Source organism: Vibrio sp. 10N.261.46.A3, from assembly GCF_041472995.1.
GTDB classification, from domain to species: Bacteria; Pseudomonadota; Gammaproteobacteria; order Enterobacterales; family Vibrionaceae; genus Vibrio; species Vibrio coralliirubri.
Map to the genome: position 1 here is coordinate 114,965 of NZ_JBFRRH010000039.1, position 26,419 is coordinate 141,383.

Here is a 26,419-nt window from a genome sequence, read left to right on the forward strand (position 1 = left end):
CAGAAAGAAATGATGGTGTCGTTAGAACTAAAAAAGCCGCATGCTTTGAAAGGTGTGCGGCTTTTTGGTTTCTTAGACCAATCTAGGCTACGTTGGCTGCTAGTTCTTCTGCTGCTGGTTTTTAATGAGTCCGTAAGGGATGTTAGTAAACACCTTAGGGTTGCCCTCATAAGTCGGCGCTTCATTCACTTGCTGCCAATCGAGTAGCATGATTGCTAGCACGTTGCGGTGTTCACCGTACTCAAGGTCAAAATCACCGGTGATCGAAGGGATCATGCCTTGTTTCTCATCGATTGAAGCTTGAATCGCGAGTCGAGTTTTCTCTACAACTGGGTCATTTTCTAAACCTGCCAACAAGAAGGTTAATCCAACCTCAGCAATCACATCTTCTTTCGCACGAAGCAGAATCGTATCGATGTTTTCTCTAAAGTAATCGTAGATCCATTGATGGTCTTGTTCGCTTACTTGATGCTGATAGTATTCGGAGTCGCCAAAGATCACATGTGTCATACCATAGATCTTATTGCCGTATTGCTGGCTTGAAAGCTTTCTGTCTTTATCGTCTGGGTATGCTTTTTTGAAGGTATCGACAAACTCATCAACGACATCCTGCTCACCCAGTTGGCGCAACCAGTAAACCTGATTCGCTAACTGAGCAGCCCATGCTTTCACCATGTCTTCATTGGTCACGTATCGAGAGAAGTCATAGCGACGAATGATTTCGCGCAGCTTGGCATCGTTCTTGTGTTCTAAACCGTATTCATTAGCACGAGCCATGGAGCCTAGCAGGTCAACACCAAGATAAAGGTATTCAGGCATGTGTTTGGTGATGTTATAGCGTCGAATACTGCGTTCATCGTTATCACCAATATAAGATGCAACTCGCTTCTCTGAGTAGAGTACGATTTGTTCCATGGTTTGAACGTCATTCGACAGGGTGCTGAGCTTGCTTGCCACTCGTGCCATATCACTCCACACCGCCGCTGAATACTTATCGTCTAGTGTTTGGCGATACATGCGCAGCCCGTAGTGGCCTTCTTTGAATGCAGGCAGAGTGTAAAGCTGGCTTTCGTAGGTGGTGCGAATGAGGTCAGCAGATTGCTTGAAAGATTGTTCTTGAGAGTTGAGCGAATCTGCTTGGGATTGAACGCTCGCTGCGGTTGGCGCTTGAACGTTTTCTTGTGCGTGAACGGCAACGGCAACCGAGGCTGATAGCAATGTACACAGTGTGATAGTTTTTAACTTCATGTCGTGAGGTACCAAGCTGATTATTAGTCTATGTAAAATAACATTGATGAATCCTTTAATGTAAGCGTTGAGTCAATACAATGTAAGCTTTATAAGGTTCACTAACCCTTTTTGATTAAACCATTCGTTTAGTAAAGAAGTTTGAAGTGATGGATCACTCAATATTTGATAGTTAGTCGACGTTAGTATGGATTTTTAATGACTTAGCGGCATACTGGGGCAATAAGCCAGAAATGAGCCGTTATAAGGCAGTATATAGAACAATAGTGTTAGAGGTTCGTAAATGCCAAGTGGTTCTAGCAAGCAGTGGTCTGCCAGAGTAGTAGCTTTTCTTTTTTTCCTTGCGATAGTAAGCGCAATTGAGTTCTTTCATGCCAAGCAATTAACTTTTCTTAAAAACGAATCGTATTCAGAGGCAAAAAAGCAACTATCCATTATTCGTTCTCGGATTGAAGCCGCGATCGTGTCAGATATGTATATCCTCAATAATTTCTCAACCTTAGTGACCATCAACCCCGATGGTGAGGTGAAAAATTGGGATAAGATTGCTGAGAATATCATTCAAGATGGCTTCCATATTCGACTTATCGGACTCGCCAAAGACGACATTCTTAACTTTGTTTACCCGATGGAAGGTAATGAGCAGATTCTCGGTATTAATTATCGTGATCACCCAAATCAATGGGAGTCTGTTGAGATAGCCCGTAATCTTGGCAACACCTTTATTGCTGGTCCTTTTGAGCTGTTTCAAGGTGGGCAAGCACTTATTACGCGTACTCCGATCTTCCGAGACCCGCCTTTTAACCAAGATTACTGGGGTGTCTCTAGTGCTGTTATCGGTTTAGATGAGCTGTTTGAAGATGTTGGAATCGGTAAGATCGAGAATAAATATGAACTCGCTATTCGTGGTGCAAACAGTTCAGGTAAAGATGGCGCTGTCTTTTATGGTACTCAGGATGTGTTCGATAATGCGTTCGCCACTGAACAGGTGAGTTTCCCATACGGGGGTTGGTACCTTGCTCTCTCCGGTAACGAACACGTATTAATGGATGAGCCTTGGTATCGAATCCAAGCGGTAAGGCTGGTGGGCTACTCCATTATACTAGTGCTGGCGTTTGCCTTTTTTACTATTTATCGCCTGTACCGCATTGCAGATAGCCGCTCTATGCATGATGAGCTAACGATGTTACCGAATCGCCGATACTTCATGTATAGCCTCAAGCAGGCATTTAAAAACACTCAAAAACAGAGAGCGAGAACCTTTGCCGTTGTAAATATCGACCTCGATGGGTTTAAAGCAATCAACGACACTTATGGTCACGCAGCAGGCGATCAGGTATTGATCGAGTGTGCTAACCGCATAAGAAGTGAGCTGCGTGTTTCAGATATCGTCGCAAGGATTGGCGGTGATGAGTTCTTGGTCTTATTGCCACGCATCATCGATGATCAACACGTATCGTCGATCGTGACTAAACTACGAAAGGCGTTATGCTCGGCGCCAGTTGTGTACGAGGCGCACTCTATTTATCTCAGAATCAGTGTGGGTTGGGTTATTCACAATAACAACTACAATGATGTCGATGCGCTCTTAAAAGCCGCTGATGAAAAAATGTACGAACAGAAGCGACAAGTTATCTAGGTTGAATTTGAGCTGCGATTAGAATTTAGTTGCTGAATGTGGGGAAAAGCCTCAGAATACCGCGCTTTGCTCCGTATCAATGTATTTGATGAGCAAAAGCTGAAGCAACGCACTTTTAACGTGTTGCTCATACTAAATGTTATTCAACTGAGAAAATAATCTATGAGTTTTACCTCCCTTGGCCTTTCTGAACCGATCCTTAAAGCTATTGAAGCACAAGGTTACGATAAGCCATCACCAATACAAGAGAAAGCCGTGCCAGCTGTCCTAACGGGCAAAGATGTTATGGCCGCTGCTCAAACAGGTACAGGTAAAACTGCAGGCTTCACGCTACCTATTCTTGAAATGTTATCGAAAGGTACTCGCGTACGTCAGAACCAAGTTCGTGCGCTCGTGCTAACGCCAACTCGTGAGCTTGCTGCGCAAGTGAATGGCAGCGTAGTGAAGTACGGTATTAACTTACCGCTGACTTCGACGGTAGTGTTTGGTGGTGTGAAGATTAACCCTCAGATGCAAAAACTGCGTAAAGGTAGTGACGTGTTGGTGGCAACACCTGGTCGTCTACTTGACCTATACAACCAAAATGCAGTGCGTTTTGACCAACTAGAAATCCTAGTGTTAGATGAAGCGGACCGTATGCTAGATATGGGTTTCATCCGCGATATCCGTAAGATCTTAGCTTTCTTGCCTAAGAAGCGTCAGAACCTACTGTTCTCAGCGACGTTCTCTGATGATATCCGCAGCTTAGCGAAAGGCTTGGTGAACAATCCTGTTGAGATTTCAGTAAGCCCTGCAAACTCAACGGCAAAAACGGTTGAGCAAAGCATCTACCCAGTAGACAAAAAGAAAAAGAGCGCAATGCTAGCGAAGCTAATCAAAGATAACGATTGGCGACAAGTGTTGGTGTTCAGTAAGACGAAACACGGTGCGAACAAGCTTGCTCGCTTCCTTGAGGAGCAAGACATCACTGCTGCACCTATTCATGGTAACAAGAGCCAAGGTGCACGTACTAAAGCCTTAGAGAACTTCAAAACAGGTAAGGTACGAGTACTTGTTGCAACTGATATCGCCGCTCGTGGTATCGATATCCCGCAACTGCCTCAAGTAGTTAACTTCGATCTTCCTCATGTATCAGAAGACTATGTACACCGTATCGGTCGTACTGGCCGTGCTGGTGAAGTAGGTAAAGCGATTTCATTGGTTTGTGCTGATGAAGTGGGTGAGCTGTTCGGTATTGAACGCCTGATTCAACAAGTGCTAGAGCGTCGTGAACTGGAAGGTTTCTCTCCAGTAAACAAGTTACCTGAGTCTCGCTTGGATTCACGTCCAATCAAGCCTAAGAAACCGAAGAAAGCAAAACAGCCACGTGAGCATGCTGATGGTCAACGCTCTGGTGATAACGCTCGCGGGCACAAGCCAGCAGGTAAGAACAAGCGTCACGTACCGGGTACAGGTTCTGCGCCAAAGCGTAAGCCGACATCTGGTAAGAAACCCGCCGAAAATAACGCAGCAGCGGGCGAAGATAAGTCTGTAAGAAACAACGGCAGCAACTTCAAGCGCGGTAGTGCAGGCAATAAGCCTTCCGCGAACAAAGCAGGTAGCCAAAATACTTTAAGCAAGCCAAGCGGTGCAGGTAAAGCAAATGGTTCTGGCAAGCCAAACAACGCGGGTAAACCTGCAGGCAAGCCTAAGAAGTCTGGTTACGGCGGTAGCTACGGCCCAAGCAAGTCGTCAAACAAGCCAGCAGGAAGCAAGCCTTCGACAAACAAACCGTCTCGAAGCCGCTCTAAGCCAGCTCCTCAGAAGTAGGGCCTATTAGATTATTAGATAGACCATAGAGGTCCAATAACGAGGATGCTTTTCAGGAGAGTTCTCGTTGACAAGTGACTTTCTACTATCTAACTCAAATAAGCGCGAATATTGAATTTCAATGTTCGCGTTTTTTTATGGGTGTTGTTTATGTTTAGTAGCCGTTTATGTTGCGTAACCTAGGGAGAGGTTTATTGCTGTTTAAAGTGATTGAAAGTAAGAGAAATATGGCATTTTTGGGAAGGGTAATGAATCTTTAATGATTTATTAATAACAACATAATCACTAGCGTTTTTGTTGGCTTTCGCAATTTGCAATTCCAGTTTGCAAAACAAACAAGGATATCCGGCCAATACGTGTCCAGATGCGTAGTAAATACGTGTTTTAAAAGTTGGCACGCATGCTGCATTAGTAATGGTGACCCTTCTTAAGCCGAGGGTCACCTAGCCAACTGACGTTGTTAGTGAACCTTTTTTGTTCACACAAAATATATGACCAATCACCCTTATTGTGATTGGTTTTTTTTTGCCTGAATTTTAGGTTCTATTTTTTGTTATTACTTTTTTACTCACCACACTTCGAGTAACAGCTTGGCTGGCGTGGGCATTCTCCACCTCTGGAGCAGATAAGCCTCGCCTCTGTCTCAATCCCACGCTCAATCCAATTTATATTTAGAATCTTGGCTATTGTTGTGAGATCTTTCTTGATGTTACGCGGAATTGCCACAGAGCCACCATTGTTAACGCATGACGCTTTAAGCTGCTCTGCTATGTCTCTTGAATTACCGCCTTGAGCATCAATCGCAGGGTTGAGATCTATACCAGCACACAACACACGATTGTTACCCGCAGGATCCGTCATGTTGATGGATTCACAGCAGTAGATCCTTGGCTCATCACCCACATTCAAAATGGAGATTTGAGCCGAGCTTCCCGCTCGAGGTTCTGATAATCGACGGAACACAGCCCAATGTTGACATGGGTCAGCGACCGTTCTCATATTTCCCCAAGGCAGCGGAATCCCGTTCCCGCGATATACCGCCTTGAGTTTCCCCGGCCCATAAGCATCAAAGTAGTGCCAGTGAGGGTAGGGCGATACTACAGTCATTCGACGCATCGCAACAGAGGGGGAAACCCCTGCTCTTTTGTGAACGTCGATTTCGTAACCAGTACGGTCAAGTAGCTGCCTAAACGGGACTTTCGGGCACAGTAGCGCGCCAGCAAAGAAGCTGGATTCAAAGTCTCGCCATGCTTGAAGAATATCTTGGGAGTTGAGCTGTGAAGAGCCTGATACCTGGTTGTCGTCCCATGTGTTGTTATTACCGACCGACAACACACTTTTTAGGCCTTCTTTGCTGTGCAGAATGCAATGGCCGATATAAACCGAAAGGTCGTATTTCAGGCGAGTCGGATACTCTTTAAGAATCTCGTTTAAGAAGATAGTACCCGGAGGCTCAAAGAAGGAGGTCACTAGCTGCTTGGCGTTAATTCCGAGCTCATCGACTACGTCTTGCGGCGTGCGCGTCACCCAGCGGATGTTGATTCCTAGGCTTCTAGCGATGTCTATCAGGTCTTCGACGCTGAGGTTTAGACGTTTTAAGCCTACTTCTTCCGCAGCGCGCTCAAGGTCAGGGAAGTGGTTCTGATTGCTCTCTTGGTGTGCTCGAATCAAGAGGTGCGCAAACTGGCGGCCTGAAATGCCCGTTTGTGACAGCATCTCAGGAATCGCAATTTGCAGGATGTCGTTTGAGAATAGGAAGCTCGGCTCGAGCGCCATGCCACTTATCCCACCACGATTCCCTTTATCAGGAGCAATGGCTTGCTGTTCAGATTCGTCGTCGAGGAACCACGTCGGATTCTTCTGAAAGACCTGTGCAATCACTTCCAGCATATCGATACTTGGAACCCGCTTTCCCCGTTCAATCATTGAAAGGTAAGAAACGGAAGGGGCACATTCTGGGTCGATTCTAATACAACGCGCAGACAGATCTTCCATCGTTAAATGGTTACGTTTTCTTAGGTTACGTATCTTCGTACCTAGGAAATGTGACTGACGAACTAAACTTTTTGACAAGGCCATATTTGTAAAATTCACATTGTAAAATTTTTGTTGTGAAATTGTATGTAAAAAAGCGCTAATCTACAAACTAAGCAATTCACAAAATGACAAATAAATTAAACGTTAGTTTGGAATAATTGCTCTAGGACACATTTTTGCTGTAGAAATCGGTGGTTATCACCGGACTGGTCAAGAGGGAAAGACTATGAATATGCTTACATTCGATAAAACAGAAATCCAAAAACAATCAAAGCCGTTTATCGCTGAAGCTGTCTTTGCCGTGGAGACAATCAGTGCCAATCAGCAAACTGAAAAGCAAGTGAAAGCAAAGCAGCTACTTGATCGACTATTCCCACTAGAGAATGGCTCACATCAAGACGTAACCAGCTACGTAGTCGATTACCGCCATATTATGGCTTACTTTAAAGATGGTCAGCACAGCGGTTTGAAGCACCCTAAGCAGTTTGTAGCTTATATGGGTGAGAAGAACGACCCAGACTCTATCTTGTTCCGAGATGGCAGTGGCAGTCACCTAGAGGTGATGTTTGGTTGCCATAAAGGGACAGGTTGTATTGAGCTAGTAGAAATTGATGATATTCAGCTGGAATCATGCACCACGTTTGGCCAATCGCCAATGGAAGCAACAACCACAATGCGTGAAGAGACCATTGCAGCGATGCGCCACTGGATCAGTTTGATTCAAGGTGACGCAAAGGGTAAACCAAAGGCATGCAGTGAAGATAAAGAGTTCAGAGCAAAGAGTGGTGAAGACTACTGCCTGAATTATTGCTTCCAGATCTAACGGTGAACCCTAGGTAGCTAAATCAATTTACACAGCTAAAGAAAAAGCCCCGAAGATAATGTCTTTGGGGCTTTCTAGTTTCAATACGGGCCGGCTAATATGTCGATAAGAGCATTGTTGGTGTGTCTTACAAAGGCATGACTCGATTTCGGCCAAGTGATTTCGCTTCGTAAAGTAGTTTATCAGCACGTTCGATCAGCGATTGAGCTGATTCGCCGGGTTCAAGTTCAGCGACACCAAACGATGCCGTGATACTGCCGACTTGTTCACCACTGCGGCGATCTTTAATCGACAGCTTTTCTAAAGAGCGACGATTGGTATCAGCGAGTTGACGAGCAATACGCAAAGACTTGTTAGGCACAATCAGTGCGAACTCTTCACCACCAAATCGATAAGCAGAAATACCTTCACGGCAACTTAACTTCAGCTTACGAGCGATCCCTTTAAGAACCATATCACCAAACAAGTGGCCATAGGTGTCGTTGAAATTTTTAAAGTGGTCGATATCGAGAAGAATCAGACACAAAGATTGTTGTGCTTCACACAAGGTTTCTATGTCACGGTCGAAAGAGCGACGGTTATAGAGTGTGGTTGTACTATCGAAGAGCGCATCTTTCTGAACTTCTACTAACTGGGTTTTTAGCTTGGTGATCTCTGAAGTTGCAGAGTTCAACTGAGAGTTTAAAAACTGAGTAGAGTGACGAATATGACGAGATTCAGACACCAGCTGTCGAACCAACGACATGACTTCATCAATAGATAAGCTTTCATTATCAACTCGAGCCAAGTCCTCGAAGCTTTTATCGATCATGTCAGAAAAAGCGGAGGTGTCGGTCAGGGTGTCATTCATTGAATTGGAAACTTCAGAAACTAACAGTTCCAAATTAGCGCGAAGGTCATTGATATTGGTTTCGGATTTGCTGGCAACATAATTGTTGTATAGCTGCTCACCCACGGCAGGAGGACAAATACCGTAGTGTTCTAAAACACCATCCATGTCTTGAGTCAGCTGGGGAATAGCGTTATCGACATAGGTGTACCAAAGTGCGTAATTTGCAGGTGTCGTTGACACCCTGTTCTTCATCATAAGAGGCACCGCTTTTTTTAGATTTGCGGTGGATTTCTGAAATTCGTCTTTGTTCATTATTTTTACTGCAGATACCAAAACAACTAAGCCACTTGCGAACAAGGTTAGCGGATTTCGAAGGTCTTTGCTTTAAAAATTATATGATTAGTGGATGAGGATTGGATAAATAACTCATTTTTATTATGAATATCGATTGCGTATTCATAAGTACAATCTAATGGATTGTTCTTTAACCATATTTGGGCTTATCAAACTTTCAGCATAGAGTGAGTTCGTATCAAAACATTAGTGAGAAATGAGTGTTGTTGTTTAGGGAAGTGCATACAAAAAGTGAAGTGGATTGATCGTCGAGCTTTAACTGAGAGTGGTTAGATTGAGGACGCTTTGCAGGTGATTTTCAGTGGTTCAGAGTTAAAGGGGGAAGCTTGCATCGAGAGGGGAAATGTTTATGAGCAGGCATAAAAAAGCGCCGATAAAAATCAGCGCTTTAAAATTCTTTTTAGCTATAAGAGCTAATTATTGAGCAACAACGTTTGCTGCTTGTAGGCCTTTTTGACCGTTTTCAACTTCGAAAGAAACCTTTTGGCCTTCTTTCAGAGTTTTGAAGCCTTCAGAAACGATTGCACGGAAGTGTACGAATACGTCAGCGCCGCCGTTGTCTTGAGAAATGAAACCGAAACCTTTCTCTTCGTTAAACCATTTTACAGTGCCAGTATTTGTGTTAGACATAATTTGTCCCTTATTCATAAATTTTCTAAGTTGTTGATTGCATTTAATGCAATGCGCTGATAATTGAATTATTTAATATTGCTAAGAAATAAGGAAAAACTACTTACAAAAACGGGTAACGATTTTACATGTCAATTTTTTACTATTCATCTAACTTAAATAACTCCGGCTAACAGAGCGAGAGCATGTTAACACAGTCTTTTGAGATGTACACGCATTGCTTAAGAAATTTGTGCTTTTTTTGTCATACCGTGCGAATGTACAAGATTTACACTGATTTAGTGATAGTTTTGTCGCTTCGTCCAACACAACAAAAGGAAGCATCTCAGCTTCCTTTTGATCATTAGTATAGACGATATTAACGCTTGAAGTTGATATCTTCAGTTTGATCTAAATTTATTTTTGTTTTCGCTGGTTGAGTCTCTGCAATCACCTTACCGCGGCGTATTGAGTACTGCACTGGTACTTGGCGGCGCACTGCATCAAAGCCATTGTCAGCAGGAAGAATCAGCAAGCTACCTGGCTTGCCTTCTTCGATGCCGAAGTTGTCTTGAATATTCAATGTGCGAGCAGAGTTCTTGCTGATCAAATCAAGTGAGTTGTTGATTTGGTCGTAGCCCATAACCTGTGTCACATGCAGTCCCATGTGCAGAACTTGAAGCATGTTCGCTGTGCCTAGTGGGTACCATGGGTCAAACACATCATCGTGGCCAAAACAAACGTTGATGTTTGCTGCTAGCATCTCTTTAACGCGCGTTACACCGCGGCGTTTCGGGTAATCGTCGAAACGGCCCTGTAAGTGAATGTTCACTAACGGGTTTGCCACGAAGTTGATACCAGACATCTTCAATAGACGGAACAAGCGAGATGCGTAAGCACCGTTGTAAGAGCCCATTGCAGTGGTGTGGCTAGCGGTTACTTTCTCACCCATTTCAAACTTATGAGCAAGAGCTGCTAATGTTTCCACAAAGCGAGACTGTTCGTCGTCGATTTCATCACAGTGAACGTCGATCAGACAGTCGTACTTGCGTGCAAGCTCAAACACATAATGCAGAGATTCAACGCCGTATTCACGAGTGAATTCGAAGTGAGGAATTGCACCGATAACGTCAGCGCCGATCTTCACTGCTTCTTCAAGCAACTCTTTGCCGTTAGGGTATGAAAGAATACCTTCTTGAGGGAATGCAACGATCTGGATGTCGACCCACTCTTTCATCTCTTCACGAACTTCAACCATCGCTCTTAACGCAACGAGTGTTGGGTCAGATACATCAACGTGTGTACGAACGTGTTGAACACCGTTAGCTATCTGCCATTTCAGTGTTTGCTTGGCACGAGACTTTACGTCTTCGATTGATAGCAGTTCTTTACGCTCAGCCCAACGCTCAATACCTTCAAACAAAGTGCCAGAGATGTTCCAATTAGGCTCACCAGCAGTTTGAGTAGTATCTAGGTGGATGTGCGGTTCACAGAAAGGAGTAACTGCAATGCCACCTTCAGCATCAAGGATGTCACCTTGATGATTGATTTGTGCGTCATTATCGAGAATGCGAGAAAATTGACCATTTTCAATCAGAATCTGTTTCAAGCCCTCTTGGTCTTGAAGTTTCGCGTTCTTGATTAATAAGGTTGTCATAGTGTGTCCTTAAGCGGCCTGAGATTTCAGAGCTTTTTTGTTCAATAGAGGATTAAGCACGAGGTAACTGATTGCACCACCTAACACTGCGTTCAAAGGAACAACGCCAGGTAGGAAGTGACCAGCGGCTACGCCAGTTGCTACCGCGATAATGCCAGCCCAGTTAACGGTTTGGAACTCTGCATTTGCAAAATCTTTGTAACGTTTACGGTTCGCGAAGAAGTCGGCGATGATTACGCCACCAATTGGTGGAATTGCCAGCGAAAGGAAGGTTAACCAACCAACGAAGTTGTTGTATAACCAAAGCGCGAAAATCGTACCGATAATGCCGTTAATGATAGACATTGTAGTACTTGAGCGACCAGTGATGTTAGATAAACCCAGACCAGATGCATAAAGTGCATTTTCATTGGTTGTCCAGATATTCAATCCAAGCACGATGATGGCTGGAAGCAGTAAACCTTGCGCGATCATCACATCTGAAATATCAGCCTGACCGGTTGCTGCTGCGCCTGCAGCGCCGAAGATAAACATCAGCGAGTTACCGATAAAGAACGCAACCATAGTAATCAATACCGCGCTTGCTGGCTTTTTACCAAAGCGAACGAAATCGGCAGTCAACGTACCCGCACTTACAAACGAACCTACAACCATTGCTAGCGCCATTGAGAAGTCCATTGGCGTCTCTGGTTTAATAAGTTGCAGTTGCTCTAGTCCACCAACACTGTCTACGGCAGTCAGTACTGAGTAACCACCCAGAATCGCAATCGCAGGTACTGCAATCGCTGAAAGCACCATTAGCGCTTTAATGCCGAAGTACACCGTACCCGTCATCAACAAGCCAGATACGATAATCAAGGTGTTGGTATCAATGCCCGTTGCTTTTTGTACTGGAATCGCAAACATCGCAACACCTACACCAAACCAACCGACTTGTGTACCACCAAGTAGAGCAGAAGGAAGCCATGAGCCTTTAGTACCGAAAGAGAAACGAGCAAGAAGGTGAGTAGAGAGGCCAGTAGATGAGCCGATGTAGCCAAGAAAAGAAGTGTAAATACCGAGGATTAGGTTACCGATGAGAACGGCGAGGAAGAAATCGTTGAATGAAAGACCTGTCCCGAGTGAACCACCTGTCCACATACTTGCAGAGAAGAAAGTGAGTCCAAGCATTACCATGGTGAGTGAAGCGACTCCTTTCCTAGCCGATGTAGGAACCGGCCCTAGACTGTAGTTATTATCAGCAGCCATTTTTTACCTCCGCAAATGATCAAAATTAAAATTAACGGTCGCCGTATTGCAGGCAAACGTGCGCATTATGGTGATATAAATCACATAGTCAATGCTAATTTTGTCAATAAGGGCGATTTAAAATCAGTTATTGCAGTAATTATCTTGTAAAACATAAGGTTATTTTCTGAGTTTATTTTAAAAAAATAAATAGAAAACGTTTTCTATAACGCGTTGGTTATCTGCTGTTCTTGGTTGGCTATGAATGTTGATTATTATACGTTTGAATGGGTGTCTGTATCGAAAAGGAGGGTGGTCGGCCAAACTGCAGGCAAAAAAATAGCCAATCGCAATAATCGCAATTGGCTTATATATTTTGTGAACAAGAATAGGTTCACTAACAACGTCAGTTGGCTAGGTGACCCTCGGCTTAAGAAGGGTCAATATAAACATTGCAGTTAGTGTGCCAACTTTCAAAACCACGTAAAACGGCAGTTTTATAGCAATCTGGTGCGTATTTGAGCGTTTGATTTGCGTTTTTGCAATACCTAATTGCAAAATGCAATTGCGATTTGCAACTTTAGAGTGTTGATTCGTTTTTCGAGTTTGTGTTCTTTCTGGCGACGAATAGTGAAATAAACAAAAAGCCCGTGCGATCTAAGAGCGCACGGGCTTGGGTATTGCTTCACCAATAGGAAGTATTAGATGGAGTAGAAGAAGTACAGTTGAGACTTCATTCTAATGATGATCCCGCGTATTACGTCTAGGAACGCCATAAAGCTGATAGGCTTCTCACCGCTTACCCACGCTAATCCGACAGAGCCAACAGGAATATCGTAACCCTCTGCCTCATCAATTTTTAAACGAACAAAGTGGTGCTTGTTCTGAAGGTTTTTGCCTGTAGTAACACGAACCTGCTCATCAATACCCAGCAAGCTTGCTTGCGCTTCACCAGTGGCTTCTACAATACCTTCTACGGTTGCAGAGAACACTTTTCCTGGGTATACCGCTGTCGCAAATTCCGCAGGTTGACCGACCTTAATATTACGAATCGCTTGGTGGTTCACTCGCATCAGCACGTACTTCTCTTCGGTATACATCTGGATACGAGGCATCATTGAAACGCGCTGACCTTCACGAAGAATAAAGTTCGTTACAAAGCCGTCAGTCGGTGCCGTGACTTTGGTGCTGTTCAAGTCCCATTGTGCTTGTGCCAGTGTTGCCTTTGCTGAATCGACCTCTGTCTGCTTCTTGCTCACATTGGTTTCAGCTTTGTGGATGTTTAATTTCGCATTCTCGGCGTCGACTTCTTTCTTGCTAAGCTGAGATTCCAGCGTCGTAACGTTATACGTCGCTAAGTCTACCTTTGCTGTTTGTTGGTCGATGTCAGTTTCAGTTATCGTATGTTCTACCACTTTGTTTTGTTTCTGGTAACGATCAAGTGTCTTTGATTGCAGCACCAAGTCTGTTTTAGCCGAATCTATTTGTGCAACTGAAGCTTTGATGTCTTCAAGCGCCGATTGATAGCTGACTTTTGCAATGCTCACTTCTTGGCGAGCTGTGTCTAAAGCGACCTCTGCAGACTCAAGTTGAACGCTGGCTTTGTCTCTTGCGATGACATATTTGGTGTCATCAATCTCGTAAATTAGCTGTCCTTCAGTCACATCTTGGTTCGGGTGGATGTGGACTTTGGAGGTTTTTCCCGACACATTAGTGGAGTCTGGACGCAACTGAATATGTGGAGACTGAACCACTGAGCCTCCCGATAGATCCATCGGAGTAAAGTTGAGTAGGCCAACCCATACAAACAGCAACCAAGATGTACCCCCTAGGTATGCAAACGCCTTGGTGCCTTTGTTCCAAGGCATACCAACAAGTCTGAGTAAGTAAATGAATAGTGCCCAAATTGCCAAGCCTTCTAACATGTTTGGCTCTCCCCATCTTGCTTGTCGGAAGTTGTTTGCTCCTTGGTTGTGGTCGGTGACTTCCATGTGTCTCTTAGATTGATGATGGCTTTTTCCATATCAACGAAGGCCAAAATTACTGCTAGTACCCATACCCAGTGCCATACAAAACCAATCCATGTTAATGCGGTGATCAAACCGAGTTGTTGATGCTCTTTACTGTGAGCCTTGTTGATTGGTAATTCATGTACACGCCAGAAGCCGTAACATGCAGCAGCGATGGTTGCGACCAACACTACGCCTGCAACTACGTGTAGTGCGGTATCTGCGCCGGTTCCGACAAATGGGACACTAACTAAACTCATTGATATACCCTAGGTTAAATTGAGCGCCGAGTGTGATTGATATCAGATTTAGAAGTTGAAATTTTACCAATTACTTTAATAATGATGTCATTATGATTTGATCTGTAATAGTGACTTCTAAGTATGGTGGCTAATGAACAATTGTAACTTCTTAAGAGCATTAGGTATTTTGGGTATTTACCAATACGCAACGACCAATAAGGCGGTGAATACTGAGCAATTAGGCATTCCTAAATCGGTGTTTAATAACCCGATGAACCTTATTCCCGTAAGTGAAGTGGACAAATGGTATGGCTTGCTTGAACAGCAAGCCGGTGACCCAGATATTATCTTGAAGTTGGCTGATAGGGTCGATATTGAAAGGCTAGGTCCTCTCTCTAACTGGTTTTTCTCGGGGCACGATCTGGCGTCGTCCATACGCCGAGTGAACATCGGGTTGCACTGTTTGCAGTCTGGCGCTTTCCTGTATGGTGCCCAAGTCGGTAATTTCATCAAGTGGTGCTACGACAACCCTGCTTACACCGAAGCGGGTAAGGTTCATGACTCGATTCGAGTTGCCATCTTTATGATGAAGATATTAAGACGTTACTTGGGAGACGACTTTACCCCCGCAGCCGTCTCGATCGCAGGTTATCGCGAAAACACTCAACTCTATCAAGAGTATTTTGGGTGCAATATTCAGTGGGGCCAGCCACGAACTGAGATCTGGATACCAAGCCAGTTGAGGTTATCGAGCAATCAAGCCCCTTCGAGCGGCAAGATGAGCTTGGCAATGAACTTTCATGACTTAGATAATTATCTCAACATGCCGGATGCCGCGGATGAGCATAAGGTGACCTATGAGATGATCAATTACAGTCGTCATTTCGGCCTGCCAACGCTGCATAAAGTATCGAGTTTGCTTGGGTTATCTGAACAGCAATTTCAACGTCGATTGCATAACCTAGGTATCAACTTTTCTACCATTATGGGCTATGCGTTAAGTAACGTGGCGGTGGAGTTGTTGATGTATTCAGTGCCAATAAAAGAAGTCGCGACGAGGCTAGGTTATACCAATGTCGCGAGTTTTAATCGGATGTTTAAGAAACATCGAGGTTTGACACCCAAGCAATATGTTGAGCGCTTAAAAACCGGCCTGTAACTATACTGAGCTAACTTATGGTTCGCTTATGGAGTAGGCTGGACAAGTAAACCATAGCCCAAGTACTCAAAATGAAAGGGGCGGTGAGTGGCAGTAGTGACAGTTCATGAAAACCAAGTGTGATGAGACAGCTTAACAGCATGCCTAATAGGGTTAACGGCCAAGGGATTCGCGGATAGATCACAAGTGCTAGAGTGGCAAGGATGGCGTTGTACCCGTAAAGTCCTTGCGCTACCAGTTCGTTAGAAGCGCCAATCAAATCGCTAAATACGGTGCTAATTATTATTGCGAGCATAATCCAAATGGCATGCTTGATATTGTTGAGTGCGATGGCGACTAAGATAACGAGCCCCGACAACGCATTTTCGATGAAGCTGACTTGGCTTATCCCTTTTAACAACGGGATCACCATTGTCGGTAGGTTGAACCATGAGCTAGCCTCAATACTGATGAGTGGCATCAGTGCGGAATCAGGTGCAGAGAACGCTGATAGCTCAAAGGTCGATTGGATAATATAAATCAACCAAGTGGTGAGGATAAAAGCGCTAGTGTAACCGCGATATTTCTCAAAACTGAATACGATGTGGGCAATCGGCACTGTGAGTAATGCACCTAATACAGTCACTAAAGCCAATAATGGTGTCACACCAAAAAAGTTACCGATAAATAAGCCAATTAAAGCCCCATTTAGCGCGTACATTCCACTATCAATATCTTCAGCTAACTTGTTGGTGCTGGCGTAGATATAGGAATAGAAGGCCAATGCAAAGCTACAACTGGCGCCAAGTAAGGTAAGAAAAGCCAGTGCAAGTGACTCAATAGAAATGGCAAGCAACAGCAAAGTCGACGTCATGACAGACGGTGTGAAATAGACTTGCCCAATGCCATTGAGCAAGCCTTGAAATGGCAGAATATCCTTGTTCGTTTTCATCGTCTGATTACATTATTGAGTCATGTTAAAATTTTGTAAGTCAGATTGTATACAATTTTATCAAGTTCACCATCTTCGAGTGTTAATTCTGATACCAGCGTTCACCATAAGCTTGTTGGTAATCTGGTGTTTCAATGATGCCTTCTTGCTCTGGAACGGTTTCTAATGGCCCAACAACCGTACGATAAGGCAATACGCCAGCCCATACTGGGATATCCATATCAGCTTTATCATCATTCACACCATGTTTACCAATCTTCACAGAGGCTTCCGTTAAAGGGATCGCTAATAACTCGGTTGCGGTGAGTTCCTTTTCATTACTGAGCCTGACTTCATCGGTTCTGCCCGGCGCGATTTGATCAATAAAGATATTCAACAAGCGATCCTTTTCTTGGTTGTCATCGATGACTGAAAATGACCCCAATACCACAGCAGAACGATAATGCGCACTGTGATGAAATGCCGAACGAGCCAACACCCAACCATCGAACAAGGTGAACGTTAAACAGGTTGGCTCTCCCTTTTTTAGCCCTTTTAGTAGGCGACTGTTTTTAGCCCCATGAATGTAGACCATATCATCCACTCGCCACGCGAGCATCGGGATAACCATTGGGCCTTGTTCGCCCTGCAATGCAATGTGTGCGATTAAGCTCTCATCAATAATTTGGTGAAGTTTCTCTTGTTCAAATACCGCTTTATGAGCCCCTTTCTTAATCGTGGTTCTTTTCGTGTTAGATAACATAATCGCTCCTTAATCATTGCCTTTTGATTAATGTAGCGATTAACTGGTCTATTAAATAGAGCCACTTTTAAACACTATTTGGATCCAGTTATGCAGCCTATCGATGTCGGTGATCTACAGTTAGACGAACAACACGACACGCGTCAAACCGCCTTATTCCACGCGATCAGAGAGAAGATCGTTCAAGATTTATGGAGCAAGGGCAGTAAGTTACCTTCAACACGTAAGTTGGCCGTCGAGTTATCGGTGAGTCGAAATACGGTGATTTATGCGTACGAACAGCTGGTCACTGAAGGTTATATCGAGAGTAAGCAAGGCTCAGGGTTTTATGTCTCGGTTGAACAACCAGAACACTTTCTAAGTTTGTCTAAGCCAGACAGTGTTCAGGATCCGAAGGTCAAACAAACAGTCAGTCAACCGAGTACAAACATAGCGACACCTAACGACATTAACCGCAGCTTTGCCCCCGGAGTCCCTGACTTAGATGCGTTCCCTTTTGCGAAATGGCAGAGGCTGTTGCAACGCCACTCTACACGTCAGAACATTGCGGGCAATCAAGAGGTTCAGGGAAGCTTGGTCTTGAGGGAAGCGCTGAGCGGGTACCTTGCAAGCAGTCGTTCGGTTCATTGCAGTGCCGACAGAATCATCATTACCGCAGGTGCGCAGCAAGCCATCTCAATCGGATTAATGGCAACGTTAGCGATGGGCGACAAAATCCTTGTAGAGGAACCCGGTTATCGACAAGTGCATAAAATTATCGATCTGTTGAGACTAGAACTGGATGGTGTGAGTGTGCGTGAAAAGACTGGGCTAGATATTGAAAAAGTATTGTCCAGTAATGCTAAGGCTTTGTATGTCACGCCGAGTAACCAATACCCAATGGGCACGACCCTCAATACTGAGCAACGCCTTAAACTGATCGACTGGGCCAATCAACATCAGTCTTGGATCATTGAAGATGACTACGACAGTGAGTTCCAGTTTGCTCATCGCCCTTATACCAGCATGCAAGGGTTGGCGGGTAAGTTGGGATTCGATGATCGCATCATCTATGTTGGCTCTCTGAGTAAGGTGATGTTCAATGGCCTTCGATTAGGGTACTTAGTGGTGCCAGAAAGTCTGGTGGTGAAGTGTCTTGAGATCAAAGACGCGCTAACTGGAGACACGGCGTCCCACACACAGGAAGCTTTGGCGGATTTTGTTCGAGAAGGCGACTTATTGCGTCATATTAGAAAGATGCGCCGGTCATACAAACTCAAGTATGAAGCCATGATAGAAGCGATTGAAAGCGAGTTTAACGGTGATCTTGAAGTGATCAGTCAGGCGGCGGGGCTACATGTGACCGTGAAGTGGTCCAATGGAATATCTGAACATGAGTGGAACCGCAGAGCTGAGCTTGAAAATATCATCATTCGTCCGTTTGATTTTTATGAATACGGTTCGAGTGATGCTCGTGATTGGAGTGGGGCGGTGCTGGGGTTTGGAAATATACGTTTGGCTGAGATAAAGCCGAAGATCAAACAGATCGCTCGGCTTTTCTATCAGTGATACTGGAAGGGCTTGTTTGCAGTATGTCGATTCATCATTTATCGAGTTACAGCTTGTCGACAGAAACGGTGGGTTTACCCAACCACTTTCGCCAAGGGAGTGACAATGTCACAAATATAGTCACGGCATAGAGCATCGACCAACTTAAACAGATAAACACCAAGGTACAGATGACCAATGAAAGCATGGCTGTGTATCTAGATGCGCCTGTCAGTAATCGGCAAGCGGCTAACATTGCGAGCAGATAAACCAGAACAAAAATACCGTTGGCGAGCTTGAGAAAGAACTCAAGGTCTAAATTAGACAGCTCACCAATCACACACGAAATAAGCACGACAAAGCCAATTGCTAACGTTGGGTAAAGCGGTACGCCGTGGCTGTTCAGTTGAGCCATTCGACTTGTAGGGCTGTGTTGGCGAGCTTGAGCCCAGATCATTCGTGATAGGCTTTGTGTGTAAAGGTTTAGGCTGGCAAAGCAAGCAAAGAACCCCAGTACGCTGATGACAGTTTTGAAGCCATTGCCAAACAGTTGTTCTGTTACCCAAGGGATGGATGTGGCGTCGAATTCAGGTGAACCGTAAGCACCCAGTTTAAGAATCACCACTGAACAAGCCCAGTACACTAACCCCGCAACAAAACAGCCTGCAATGATGGCGATTGGGAAGTCACGTTGTGGATTTTTAAACTCCTCTCCCATGTGGGCAAAAGCTTCTATTCCGACAAAGCACCAAAACATGACAGCCAAAGCAGCGCCGATAGACCACATTGAATCGGATGAGATGGCAGGAAGAGCAACATCGGTTGCCGTGATGTCGGCTTTCCAAACAAAAGCGCTGACTAAGGCAAAAATCGACAATGCGATCACGGTTTGCAGTCGGCCAGAAGATTTACTGCCCATCAAATTGACGGCAATAAGTAGGGCGACGGTAAAGGATTGAGCACCCAGAGGAGTGTCGAGAGGTGCGGGTAACAATTGTTGAGCAAAACCACCTGCCAGTGCAATGGCCGCTGGAATACCGACAGGAATAACACTCACAAACAACCACGCCACGCTTGTTTCTAATCGCTCGTTAAACGCCTGACGCACAAAATAGGCAGTACCGCCTGCATTCGGGTAGCGTTTTCCTAATGCTGCGAAGGTCAGTGCAATCGGGCAAATAGCGATAAATAGGATTAACCAAGCGAGAAGAGACAACTGCCCAGCGATGCCTGCTGCGATCGCAGGGATCATAAATAATCCCGTGCCTAGCAAGGTCGTCGAGAGTTGTCCGATTCCTGAAATAAGCGTGATTTCTTGTTTGAGTTGTGTCATTCGCTCTCCTAGCTATTTGATTCTGGTCACGGTCTTCCAGTAACTTTCTTCTGGTGTGTGTGAAGTTATGATTGAGAGCATACATTGTCGACATCAATAATACAGCTAGCGAAACGTCGTAAGACACCGTCATTTTAACGGTATTAATCCGATTCAGCGTGAAAGTGTCGGCTGTCAGAATGGCTGTTATATGTAGGAAAGTTGTGTCAAATTAGGCGTTATAAATAGAACAATAAATGGAAAGAATCAGAAGCATGGATAAATTTGATCGCCAGATTTTGGATATTCTCAAAACTAATGCACGATGCTCAGTGAGCGATATCGCCCGAGATGTCAGTCTCTCGCGCTCGGCTGTGAACGCCAGAATCAAGAAACTGGAAAGCGACAAAGTGATTACGGGCTACTGCGCTCAAGTTGCAGAGCCTAACCAAACGAAGAATGTGTGCGCTTATATCTTGTTGAAGTTCGATATGTCGAGTAGTGACCATAGTTGTGAGTCTTACGCGAAACAAATCCAGAGTATCGATGAGGTGCAATGGTGCCACTCGATTAGCGGTGAGACCGACATGATGCTGTACGTGGAAGTGGACAGCATGGAGAGCCTGAACCGAGTTCGCGATCAGCTGCAAAGCTACCCAGATCTTCGCCACTTAATGACTCATACGGTTTTGACCGAGTTTTTCAACAAACAGAATGCGACGGTGCATTCATGTTAGGCAATATCAACTTAAACCTACTGCGTTCACTACATGTACTTCTTGAAGAGTGTCATGTAAGCCGCGCCGCTCAACGGCTGCATATCACACAATCCGCGGTGAGCCGTCAGCTCAGCCAGTTACGAGATTTGTGTGGCGACCCTTTGCTGGTCCGTGACGGCAATAAACTGGTGCCGACCAACCGTGCATTGCTACTCAAAGGCAAACTCGCCGACCTGCTTGGCGAGTTTGACCACCTGTTAGATGATAAACCCTTCGAGCCGCAAGACTGGCAGGGTGAATTGGTGTTGTCTTCGAGTGATTATGTGGCTCAGTATATTCTTCCTGTGATTGTTGCAGAGGTGTCCGCTGAAGCGCCGAACATTAATTTGGCTTATCGCTTGTGGCAGCCAAACTACCTTGAAGCACTGAATGAGTCGGGGATTCACTTGGCTTCCAGCATGTTTCCCACGAAGCCTGAACATGTCTCAAGCATCAAACTTGGCGAAGATAAGTCGGTGTGTTTGATGCGCAAGTCGCACCCATTGGCTCAACAAGCTGTTTTGAGTGCAGAAGATATTGTTCACTACTCTCACATCAAAGTGACGGGGGGCGGAGATAAAGACAGCTACGCGGACATAGCATTGAAGAAGCAAGGGCTGAAGCGAAGAGTGGCTTTACAGGTCCCGTTCTTTTCATCCGCTGGCACTGTGTTAATGCAAGACGACTACTTGATGATCGTGCCAGAACATATCGCCTACAACCTAGGTCGACACCTCGATACTACCTACTTTTCGTTGCCATTTGATACGGAAATACACACCTATTGGTTAATGTGGCATCCTAAATATGACAACGACTCTGCCCACAAATGGGCGCGAGAAAAAGCATTCCAAGCCATGCAAAAGTCGAGTTACAATATCAGTATGACTTGAAATCATAGGTGTAATGATAATCTTTGATTTCAAATAATACCTTCTGCGAATTATGGTAAGTGCCAAGTATTGAGTATTAAGCGTAGAGCATTCAACTGGAACGCTTTATTTATTAGGAATGGAATGATGACAGTAACAATTTGGTTTTCTTTATTAGCGATTTGCTTATTGGGTGCAATGTCTCCGGGCCCAAGTTTGGCGATGATCGCTAAACACAGTTTGGCTGGTGGCCGTATGAACGGGCTTATCGCAGCTTGGTCACACGCTGCTGGCATCGGTATTTATGCGTTCGCAACCATTGTTGGTTTAGCTGTTGTGCTTGAGCAATCCCCAATGTTGTTTAAAGGTATTAGCTTAGCGGGTGCTGCTTATCTGCTTTATCTCGGCGTTAATGCGTTGCGTTCGAAAGGTGGTGTTGCTGCGAAATTAGAAGCGGGTGAAAAGATGAGCTACATGCAGTCTGCTCGTGAGGCTTTCTTGATCTCTATCTTGAGCCCAAAGATCGCATTGTTCTTCATCGCTCTGTTTAGCCAATTTGTTGCGCTAGGTAATGAACTGACCAATCAGGTTATCATTGTCTCAACGCCGCTGATTGTCGACGGCCTTTGGTACACCTTTATCACCTTGGTATTGTCTAGCCCGTTGATTGTTGAACGCATTCGCTCGAAAGCGCAGCTGATTGATCGACTATCTGGCGTGGTGTTGATCTTACTTGCTGTTCGCGTGGTGTGGACGATATAGCAGTAAACGATAAGAATAAGTAACTAGGGTCTGTTAACTTTTAGAGGTTAAATTTTGTTCGAGATAGAATCGTTTTAGGCGCGGCAAGGAGTATGTAGCCTAGTCATTCTAAGTTAATACTTCTTAACAAAGCATAAAACGATTCTAGCCGAACCCTTCGGGCAGCCTTTGTGGTTCATTTCTACTGCGTTATCGGCTTCTCATGTAGGCTAGCTACACTTCAAAGCCTCTGCCTTGTAGAAATTTCCCACAAAGTGCTGCAAAAATCAGCTCTAAAGGTCAACAGACCCTAGACGTTCACCAGAAACGACACTCATTAAAAAAGGCTCACTAGACGTTATCTAGTGAGCCTTTTTGAGTTCTATGGATTGGTTTCGAAAGGCTTGAGCGTATTAGCCTTCAGAGTTCAGCACGGCATCTAACTTCGCCATCGAGTCTGAGAAGTAGGGGTTGTAGGTCAAACGCGCATGGTTCTTCCCTTCTTCACGATAGCCCCAAGCTGAGTACCAAACCTCACTGGTTGCGTTGCATTGCTCTTCAAAGCCTTCTGCCTGACCATTGGAGCAGATCTTCTCGCTACCATTGATCCCGTAGTAAGGATTGCTTGGCGAGAACAGTAAGCCCATGTGAGAGCCGTTCGAGATACGTTGCTCTGGGATTTTCATGCTGTACTGAACAGCACGAGGATCGTCGAGTGTGGTTTCCCCTTGCCAAATCAACACGTTATTTGGGTTTGGCATGGACTCCGTAAATGCTTGTTGAACGAAGCTGGTGTCAATCACACTGTCGCCTTCACTCATCATAATAAACACTGGTTTGTCGAAGTGCTTATCTTGTAAGTCTTCACGAACCACTTCTGATGTCTCATAGTAAACCGAGGCACCATTCATTGGCAGTGAGTTGTAACGCAACACATTGTCTTCAGGATCTTGATCAGCCCAAGTGACAAAGTAGCTTGCTAGCCCTGCGTATTGAACAGCAGACGAGCTCGGTTGAAACGCAGGAGAAAATAACAGTAACCCAGAGATCTTTGGATCGTTCATCGCCTGTGAAGTCACGAGGTTCGCGCCGGTTGAATAGCCGCCTAGCCAAACAGAATCATACTCTTGCTCAAGTAACTTCGTATGATGAGCCACCACCCCTTGCCAATCTTCTAGGCTCGGCTGCATTAAATCACCCACGCGACTGCCGTGACCCGGAAGCAATACGGTTCTCACTAAGTAACCTTGCTCTGCCAAATGGGTAGCGATGTCTTTAAATGAGTAAGGTGAGTCGCCTAATCCATGAACCAATAATACCGCCTTGCCGTTTGGCGAGGTTGGTTGATACTCGGTTGGTGAATTGAGTTGGATCTCGAGTTGCTTGTCTTCTGTCATGAACACACGGTTTTTCAATAACCAATCTTGGGTGTCATTAACATAGGCGTCAAAGCTGTCTTGCTGATAGCTAGGCAAGTCTGGAGAAGTTTCGTAAGCGGGTATCGGTGTCTCGTTGGAACAACCAACGAGACTTAAAGTCGTTAAGGCCAGTAGTGCTAGGAGGGGCTTTATTTGCATTATGTAATCTTGTCTCTGTTGTGCTTTCACTATGTCTGAAACTAAAGTTTAGGTTACTTTTTGCTTGAAAGGTCTTCGTATTCACCTTCAATAACACCGGCATCATTGCTTGATGATTGACGAGTGTTCATATGAGCTGCGAAACCTTGTTTCTTCATTTGATTCTGAATGCGCTTGCCGGTAATTAAAGCTGCAATAGCCAAAGGAATAGCAAGGATCAAGCTTGTGAATAACGCCAAAAGGCCAGTAAACAATGCAACAATCGTAACTAATATATTTTTCATATTCATTCCTCTTTTTCTATGTTGTTACTTTATCGCTTCTATTCTGAACGAAACATGAACGCCGTTAATAAATCTCTGAGAGTCACTATGACACGGATGTGTGCTGTTAGGGAGTTTATATGTAGTCATAATCACGCACTAAAAATATGGAATAAAACTAAGTTCAATAAAATCAGCAAGTTAAAAGTTGGCACGCTTGATGCTCTATAGGGTTTGGAATAAGTCACTGTAAGCAAAGTACTTACAGTTAATAAAAATTACTGGAGCCCTTATATGTTCTGTATTCAATGTGAACAAACAATTCAAACCCCAACCGTAAAAGGCTGTTCTTTCGCACAAGGTATGTGTGGTAAAACTTCGGAAGTATCCGACCTTCAAGACGTGTTGGTGCATTCTCTTCAAGGTGTTTCTTTTTGGGCCAATTTGGGCCGTGCTTGTGATGTTATTGATACTGAAATCGACGAGTGGGCGCCAAAAGCGTTTTTCGCAACACTGACTAACGTAAACTTCGACCCTGCTCGTATCATTGAATTTGCACAGCAATCTCATGAATTTAAGCAGCGCTTAGAACAACAAGTTCGCGCTGCAGCGACGTTGATTGGTTTTGAGATCCCAGCGCTTTCTGCTGCTGCTCAATTCGACCTTCCAACGGACTCTTCAGAGTTACTGGCGCTTGCCCCTCAAGCGGCGGTAAACCGTGGTCACGACTCTCAACACGAAGATGTGATTGGTCTTCGCCTTCTTTGTCTTTACGGGCTAAAAGGTGCGGCAGCATACATGGAGCACGCTCGTGTTCTTGGTCAAACTGACAATGCTATCTTTGCTGAATACCATGAAATCATGGCGTTCCTAGGTACAGATCCATCAGACCTAAAACAACTGTTAGATACGTCTATGCAGATTGGCTTAATGAACTACAAAGTCATGGAAATGTTGGATAAAGGCGAGACAGATACATTTGGTCACCCTCAACCAACAACCGTGAATGTGAAGACGAAGCAAGGTCACTGTATCCTTGTTTCTGGTCACGACCTGCATGATCTAGAAAAGATCCTTCAACAAACGGAAGGCAAGGGCATTAACGTTTACACCAACGGTGAGATGCTACCCGCGCATGGCTACCCTGAACTGAACAAGTACCCACACCTTGCGGGTAACTACGGCAGCGCTTGGCAGAACCAGCAAAAAGAATTTGCGAACTTCCCTGGTGCGATCGTAATGACATCTAACTGTCTGCTTAACCCAGATGTGGGCTCGTACGCTGACCGCCTGTTTACGCGTAGCATCGTTGGCTGGCCGGGTGTTGCTCATCTTGAAGGTGATGATTTCAGTGCAGTGATCGATTGTGCTCTTGCGCAAGAAGGCTTTAAGCATGACGAGATCGAGCAAATGATCACTGTCGGTTTTGGTCGTAACGCCTTGATGGAAGCTGCGCCTGCGGTTGTTGAACAAGTGAAAGAAGGCAACATCAAGCACTTCTTCCTTGTGGGTGGTTGTGACGGCGACAAATCTGAGCGTAGCTACTACACAGATTTCACAGCGCAAGCGCCAGAAGATTCAGTAATCCTGACATTGGCATGTGGTAAATTCCGTTTCAACAAAAACCAATTTGGCGACATTAACGGTATTCCACGTCTGCTCGATGTTGGTCAATGTAACGATGCTTACTCGGCGATTCAGCTTGCTCTTGCGCTGTCTCAAGAGTTTGATTGTGGCATCAACGAACTACCGCTAACACTGGTTCTTTCTTGGTTCGAGCAAAAAGCGATCGTTATCCTGCTTACTCTGTTTGCTCTTGGTGTGAAAGGCATCTACACCGGCCCAACAGCACCGGCTTTCCTAACAGAGAACCTACTAAAGATTATTCAAGACGAGTTCGATATGCGTTCTATCTCAACGCCAGAGCAAGATCTTAAAACAATCTTAGCGGCTTAATCTAAGCCCACTCCCAAGCCCCGTTGTTGCTGTTCTCTAAGAACGTGCAGCGGCGGGGCTTTCTAGATTTAATTCTTTAGTATCAGTAAGGTGTG

The 26,419-nt window shown here is 44.8% G+C and carries 22 protein-coding genes; 9 read left to right on the plus strand and 13 right to left on the minus strand.

The window, feature by feature from the left end; all coding sequences use genetic code 11:
• Positions 1-99: 99 nt before the first annotated feature.
• Positions 100-1,248: a DUF3541 domain-containing protein gene (locus AB4484_RS11410; RefSeq protein WP_372078168.1), complete on the minus strand. Its 1,149-nt coding sequence runs from the start codon at positions 1,246-1,248 to the stop codon at positions 100-102.
• Positions 1,249-1,531: 283 nt separating this feature from the next.
• Between AB4484_RS11410 and AB4484_RS11415 the strand changes: the two genes are divergently transcribed.
• Together AB4484_RS11415 and AB4484_RS11420 are read left to right on the plus strand one after the other, a co-directional pair.
• On the plus strand, positions 1,532-2,887 hold the full coding sequence (locus AB4484_RS11415) for a diguanylate cyclase domain-containing protein (protein ID WP_372078170.1): 1,356 nt from the start codon (positions 1,532-1,534) through the stop codon (positions 2,885-2,887).
• Positions 2,888-3,049: 162 nt separating this feature from the next.
• The gene (locus AB4484_RS11420) at positions 3,050-4,696 is read left to right on the plus strand and encodes a DEAD/DEAH box helicase (protein ID WP_372078172.1); all 1,647 of its coding nucleotides are present in this window, start codon (positions 3,050-3,052) and stop codon (positions 4,694-4,696) included.
• A 564-nt stretch (positions 4,697-5,260) separates the two neighbouring features.
• On the opposite strand, the gene AB4484_RS11425 is transcribed toward AB4484_RS11420, so the two are convergent.
• Positions 5,261-6,790 (minus strand): DUF3612 domain-containing protein, encoded by a 1,530-nt coding sequence (locus AB4484_RS11425; RefSeq protein WP_081090203.1) that lies wholly within the window; start codon positions 6,788-6,790, stop codon positions 5,261-5,263.
• 169 nt (positions 6,791-6,959) lie between these two features.
• Here AB4484_RS11425 and AB4484_RS11430 point away from each other — a divergent pair, with 169 nt between their 5' ends.
• Positions 6,960-7,556 carry a malate synthase gene (locus AB4484_RS11430; protein WP_048608941.1) on the plus strand — a complete coding sequence of 199 codons (597 nt, stop codon included), beginning with the start codon at positions 6,960-6,962 and terminating at the stop codon, positions 7,554-7,556.
• A 127-nt stretch (positions 7,557-7,683) separates the two neighbouring features.
• Here the strand turns inward: AB4484_RS11430 and AB4484_RS11435 are convergent, their stop codons facing one another.
• From AB4484_RS11435 to AB4484_RS11460, 6 genes are all read right to left on the minus strand, one after another.
• Positions 7,684-8,700 (minus strand): GGDEF domain-containing protein, encoded by a 1,017-nt coding sequence (locus tag AB4484_RS11435; protein WP_048612880.1) that lies wholly within the window; start codon positions 8,698-8,700, stop codon positions 7,684-7,686.
• 459 nt (positions 8,701-9,159) lie between these two features.
• A complete protein-coding gene (locus tag AB4484_RS11440) occupies positions 9,160-9,372 on the minus strand; it encodes a cold-shock protein (RefSeq protein ID WP_004740083.1) in 213 nt (70 codons plus the stop codon).
• A gap of 358 nt (positions 9,373-9,730) precedes the next feature.
• Positions 9,731-11,008 (minus strand): cytosine deaminase, encoded by a 1,278-nt coding sequence (locus AB4484_RS11445; protein WP_372078174.1) that lies wholly within the window; start codon positions 11,006-11,008, stop codon positions 9,731-9,733.
• Between the two features lie 9 nt (positions 11,009-11,017).
• Positions 11,018-12,256 carry a cytosine permease gene (gene codB, locus AB4484_RS11450; RefSeq protein ID WP_032546874.1) on the minus strand — a complete coding sequence of 413 codons (1,239 nt, stop codon included), beginning with the start codon at positions 12,254-12,256 and terminating at the stop codon, positions 11,018-11,020.
• A gap of 680 nt (positions 12,257-12,936) precedes the next feature.
• Positions 12,937-14,160, minus strand: a complete 1,224-nt coding sequence (locus AB4484_RS11455; protein ID WP_048608932.1) for an HlyD family secretion protein — start codon at positions 14,158-14,160, stop codon at positions 12,937-12,939.
• The gene (locus tag AB4484_RS11460) at positions 14,154-14,504 is read right to left on the minus strand and encodes an MFS transporter (protein ID WP_372078177.1); all 351 of its coding nucleotides are present in this window, start codon (positions 14,502-14,504) and stop codon (positions 14,154-14,156) included. Before AB4484_RS11460 ends, AB4484_RS11455 begins: the two co-directional genes overlap by 7 nt.
• Positions 14,505-14,637: 133 nt before the next feature.
• On the opposite strand from AB4484_RS11460, the gene AB4484_RS11465 reads away from it, so the two are divergent.
• Positions 14,638-15,645 carry an AraC family transcriptional regulator ligand-binding domain-containing protein gene (locus tag AB4484_RS11465; RefSeq protein WP_372078179.1) on the plus strand — a complete coding sequence of 336 codons (1,008 nt, stop codon included), beginning with the start codon at positions 14,638-14,640 and terminating at the stop codon, positions 15,643-15,645.
• 10 nt (positions 15,646-15,655) lie between these two features.
• Here the strand turns inward: AB4484_RS11465 and AB4484_RS11470 are convergent, their stop codons facing one another.
• Positions 15,656-16,576, minus strand: coding sequence for an urea transporter (locus AB4484_RS11470; protein ID WP_372078181.1), 921 nt, complete (start codon positions 16,574-16,576; stop codon positions 15,656-15,658).
• 82 nt (positions 16,577-16,658) lie between these two features.
• Positions 16,659-17,318: a pyridoxamine 5'-phosphate oxidase family protein gene (locus AB4484_RS11475; protein WP_050621735.1), complete on the minus strand. Its 660-nt coding sequence runs from the start codon at positions 17,316-17,318 to the stop codon at positions 16,659-16,661.
• 90 nt (positions 17,319-17,408) lie between these two features.
• Here AB4484_RS11475 and AB4484_RS11480 point away from each other — a divergent pair, with 90 nt between their 5' ends.
• Positions 17,409-18,866, plus strand: a complete 1,458-nt coding sequence (locus tag AB4484_RS11480; RefSeq protein ID WP_372078183.1) for a PLP-dependent aminotransferase family protein — start codon at positions 17,409-17,411, stop codon at positions 18,864-18,866.
• Between the two features lie 46 nt (positions 18,867-18,912).
• On the opposite strand, the gene yjeH is transcribed toward AB4484_RS11480, so the two are convergent.
• Entirely contained in the window at positions 18,913-20,178 is a 1,266-nt protein-coding gene (yjeH, locus tag AB4484_RS11485; protein ID WP_372078185.1) for an L-methionine/branched-chain amino acid transporter, read from the minus strand.
• A 254-nt stretch (positions 20,179-20,432) separates the two neighbouring features.
• On the opposite strand from yjeH, the gene AB4484_RS11490 reads away from it, so the two are divergent.
• From AB4484_RS11490 to AB4484_RS11500, 3 genes are all read left to right on the plus strand, one after another.
• Positions 20,433-20,894, plus strand: coding sequence for an Lrp/AsnC family transcriptional regulator (locus AB4484_RS11490; RefSeq protein WP_050644059.1), 462 nt, complete (start codon positions 20,433-20,435; stop codon positions 20,892-20,894).
• Positions 20,888-21,808, plus strand: coding sequence for a LysR family transcriptional regulator (locus tag AB4484_RS11495; protein WP_372078187.1), 921 nt, complete (start codon positions 20,888-20,890; stop codon positions 21,806-21,808). Before AB4484_RS11490 ends, AB4484_RS11495 begins: the two co-directional genes overlap by 7 nt.
• Before the next feature lie 126 nt (positions 21,809-21,934).
• Entirely contained in the window at positions 21,935-22,549 is a 615-nt protein-coding gene (locus AB4484_RS11500; RefSeq protein WP_017061779.1) for a LysE family translocator, read from the plus strand.
• 392 nt (positions 22,550-22,941) lie between these two features.
• Here AB4484_RS11500 and AB4484_RS11505 read toward each other — a convergent pair whose 3' ends face one another.
• Positions 22,942-24,105, minus strand: a complete 1,164-nt coding sequence (locus tag AB4484_RS11505; protein WP_372078189.1) for an alpha/beta hydrolase — start codon at positions 24,103-24,105, stop codon at positions 22,942-22,944.
• A gap of 53 nt (positions 24,106-24,158) precedes the next feature.
• Positions 24,159-24,389, minus strand: coding sequence for a hypothetical protein (locus AB4484_RS11510; protein ID WP_372078191.1), 231 nt, complete (start codon positions 24,387-24,389; stop codon positions 24,159-24,161).
• A 273-nt stretch (positions 24,390-24,662) separates the two neighbouring features.
• On the opposite strand from AB4484_RS11510, the gene hcp reads away from it, so the two are divergent.
• The gene (gene hcp, locus AB4484_RS11515) at positions 24,663-26,324 is read left to right on the plus strand and encodes a hydroxylamine reductase (RefSeq protein ID WP_048608912.1); all 1,662 of its coding nucleotides are present in this window, start codon (positions 24,663-24,665) and stop codon (positions 26,322-26,324) included.
• The last annotated feature ends 95 nt before the right edge of the window (positions 26,325-26,419 follow it).

What these genes read in the sequence shown, in the direction of transcription:
- AB4484_RS11410 (WP_372078168.1), bottom strand. Translation starts at nt 1,248, where the DNA reads ATGAAGTTAAAAACTATCACACTGTGTACATTGCTATCAGCCTCGGTT.
- AB4484_RS11415 (WP_372078170.1), top strand. Translation starts at nt 1,532, where the DNA reads ATGCCAAGTGGTTCTAGCAAGCAGTGGTCTGCCAGAGTAGTAGCTTTT.
- AB4484_RS11420 (WP_372078172.1), top strand. Translation starts at nt 3,050, where the DNA reads ATGAGTTTTACCTCCCTTGGCCTTTCTGAACCGATCCTTAAAGCTATT.
- AB4484_RS11430 (WP_048608941.1), top strand. Translation starts at nt 6,960, where the DNA reads ATGAATATGCTTACATTCGATAAAACAGAAATCCAAAAACAATCAAAG.
- AB4484_RS11435 (WP_048612880.1), bottom strand. Translation starts at nt 8,700, where the DNA reads ATGAACAAAGACGAATTTCAGAAATCCACCGCAAATCTAAAAAAAGCG.
- AB4484_RS11440 (WP_004740083.1), bottom strand. Translation starts at nt 9,372, where the DNA reads ATGTCTAACACAAATACTGGCACTGTAAAATGGTTTAACGAAGAGAAA.
- AB4484_RS11445 (WP_372078174.1), bottom strand. Translation starts at nt 11,008, where the DNA reads ATGACAACCTTATTAATCAAGAACGCGAAACTTCAAGACCAAGAGGGC.
- codB (WP_032546874.1), bottom strand. Translation starts at nt 12,256, where the DNA reads ATGGCTGCTGATAATAACTACAGTCTAGGGCCGGTTCCTACATCGGCT.
- AB4484_RS11455 (WP_048608932.1), bottom strand. Translation starts at nt 14,160, where the DNA reads ATGTTAGAAGGCTTGGCAATTTGGGCACTATTCATTTACTTACTCAGA.
- AB4484_RS11460 (WP_372078177.1), bottom strand. Translation starts at nt 14,504, where the DNA reads ATGAGTTTAGTTAGTGTCCCATTTGTCGGAACCGGCGCAGATACCGCA.
- AB4484_RS11465 (WP_372078179.1), top strand. Translation starts at nt 14,638, where the DNA reads ATGAACAATTGTAACTTCTTAAGAGCATTAGGTATTTTGGGTATTTAC.
- AB4484_RS11470 (WP_372078181.1), bottom strand. Translation starts at nt 16,576, where the DNA reads ATGAAAACGAACAAGGATATTCTGCCATTTCAAGGCTTGCTCAATGGC.
- AB4484_RS11475 (WP_050621735.1), bottom strand. Translation starts at nt 17,318, where the DNA reads ATGTTATCTAACACGAAAAGAACCACGATTAAGAAAGGGGCTCATAAA.
- AB4484_RS11480 (WP_372078183.1), top strand. Translation starts at nt 17,409, where the DNA reads ATGCAGCCTATCGATGTCGGTGATCTACAGTTAGACGAACAACACGAC.
- yjeH (WP_372078185.1), bottom strand. Translation starts at nt 20,178, where the DNA reads ATGACACAACTCAAACAAGAAATCACGCTTATTTCAGGAATCGGACAA.
- AB4484_RS11490 (WP_050644059.1), top strand. Translation starts at nt 20,433, where the DNA reads ATGGATAAATTTGATCGCCAGATTTTGGATATTCTCAAAACTAATGCA.
- AB4484_RS11495 (WP_372078187.1), top strand. Translation starts at nt 20,888, where the DNA reads ATGTTAGGCAATATCAACTTAAACCTACTGCGTTCACTACATGTACTT.
- AB4484_RS11500 (WP_017061779.1), top strand. Translation starts at nt 21,935, where the DNA reads ATGACAGTAACAATTTGGTTTTCTTTATTAGCGATTTGCTTATTGGGT.
- AB4484_RS11505 (WP_372078189.1), bottom strand. Translation starts at nt 24,105, where the DNA reads ATGCAAATAAAGCCCCTCCTAGCACTACTGGCCTTAACGACTTTAAGT.
- AB4484_RS11510 (WP_372078191.1), bottom strand. Translation starts at nt 24,389, where the DNA reads ATGAAAAATATATTAGTTACGATTGTTGCATTGTTTACTGGCCTTTTG.
- hcp (WP_048608912.1), top strand. Translation starts at nt 24,663, where the DNA reads ATGTTCTGTATTCAATGTGAACAAACAATTCAAACCCCAACCGTAAAA.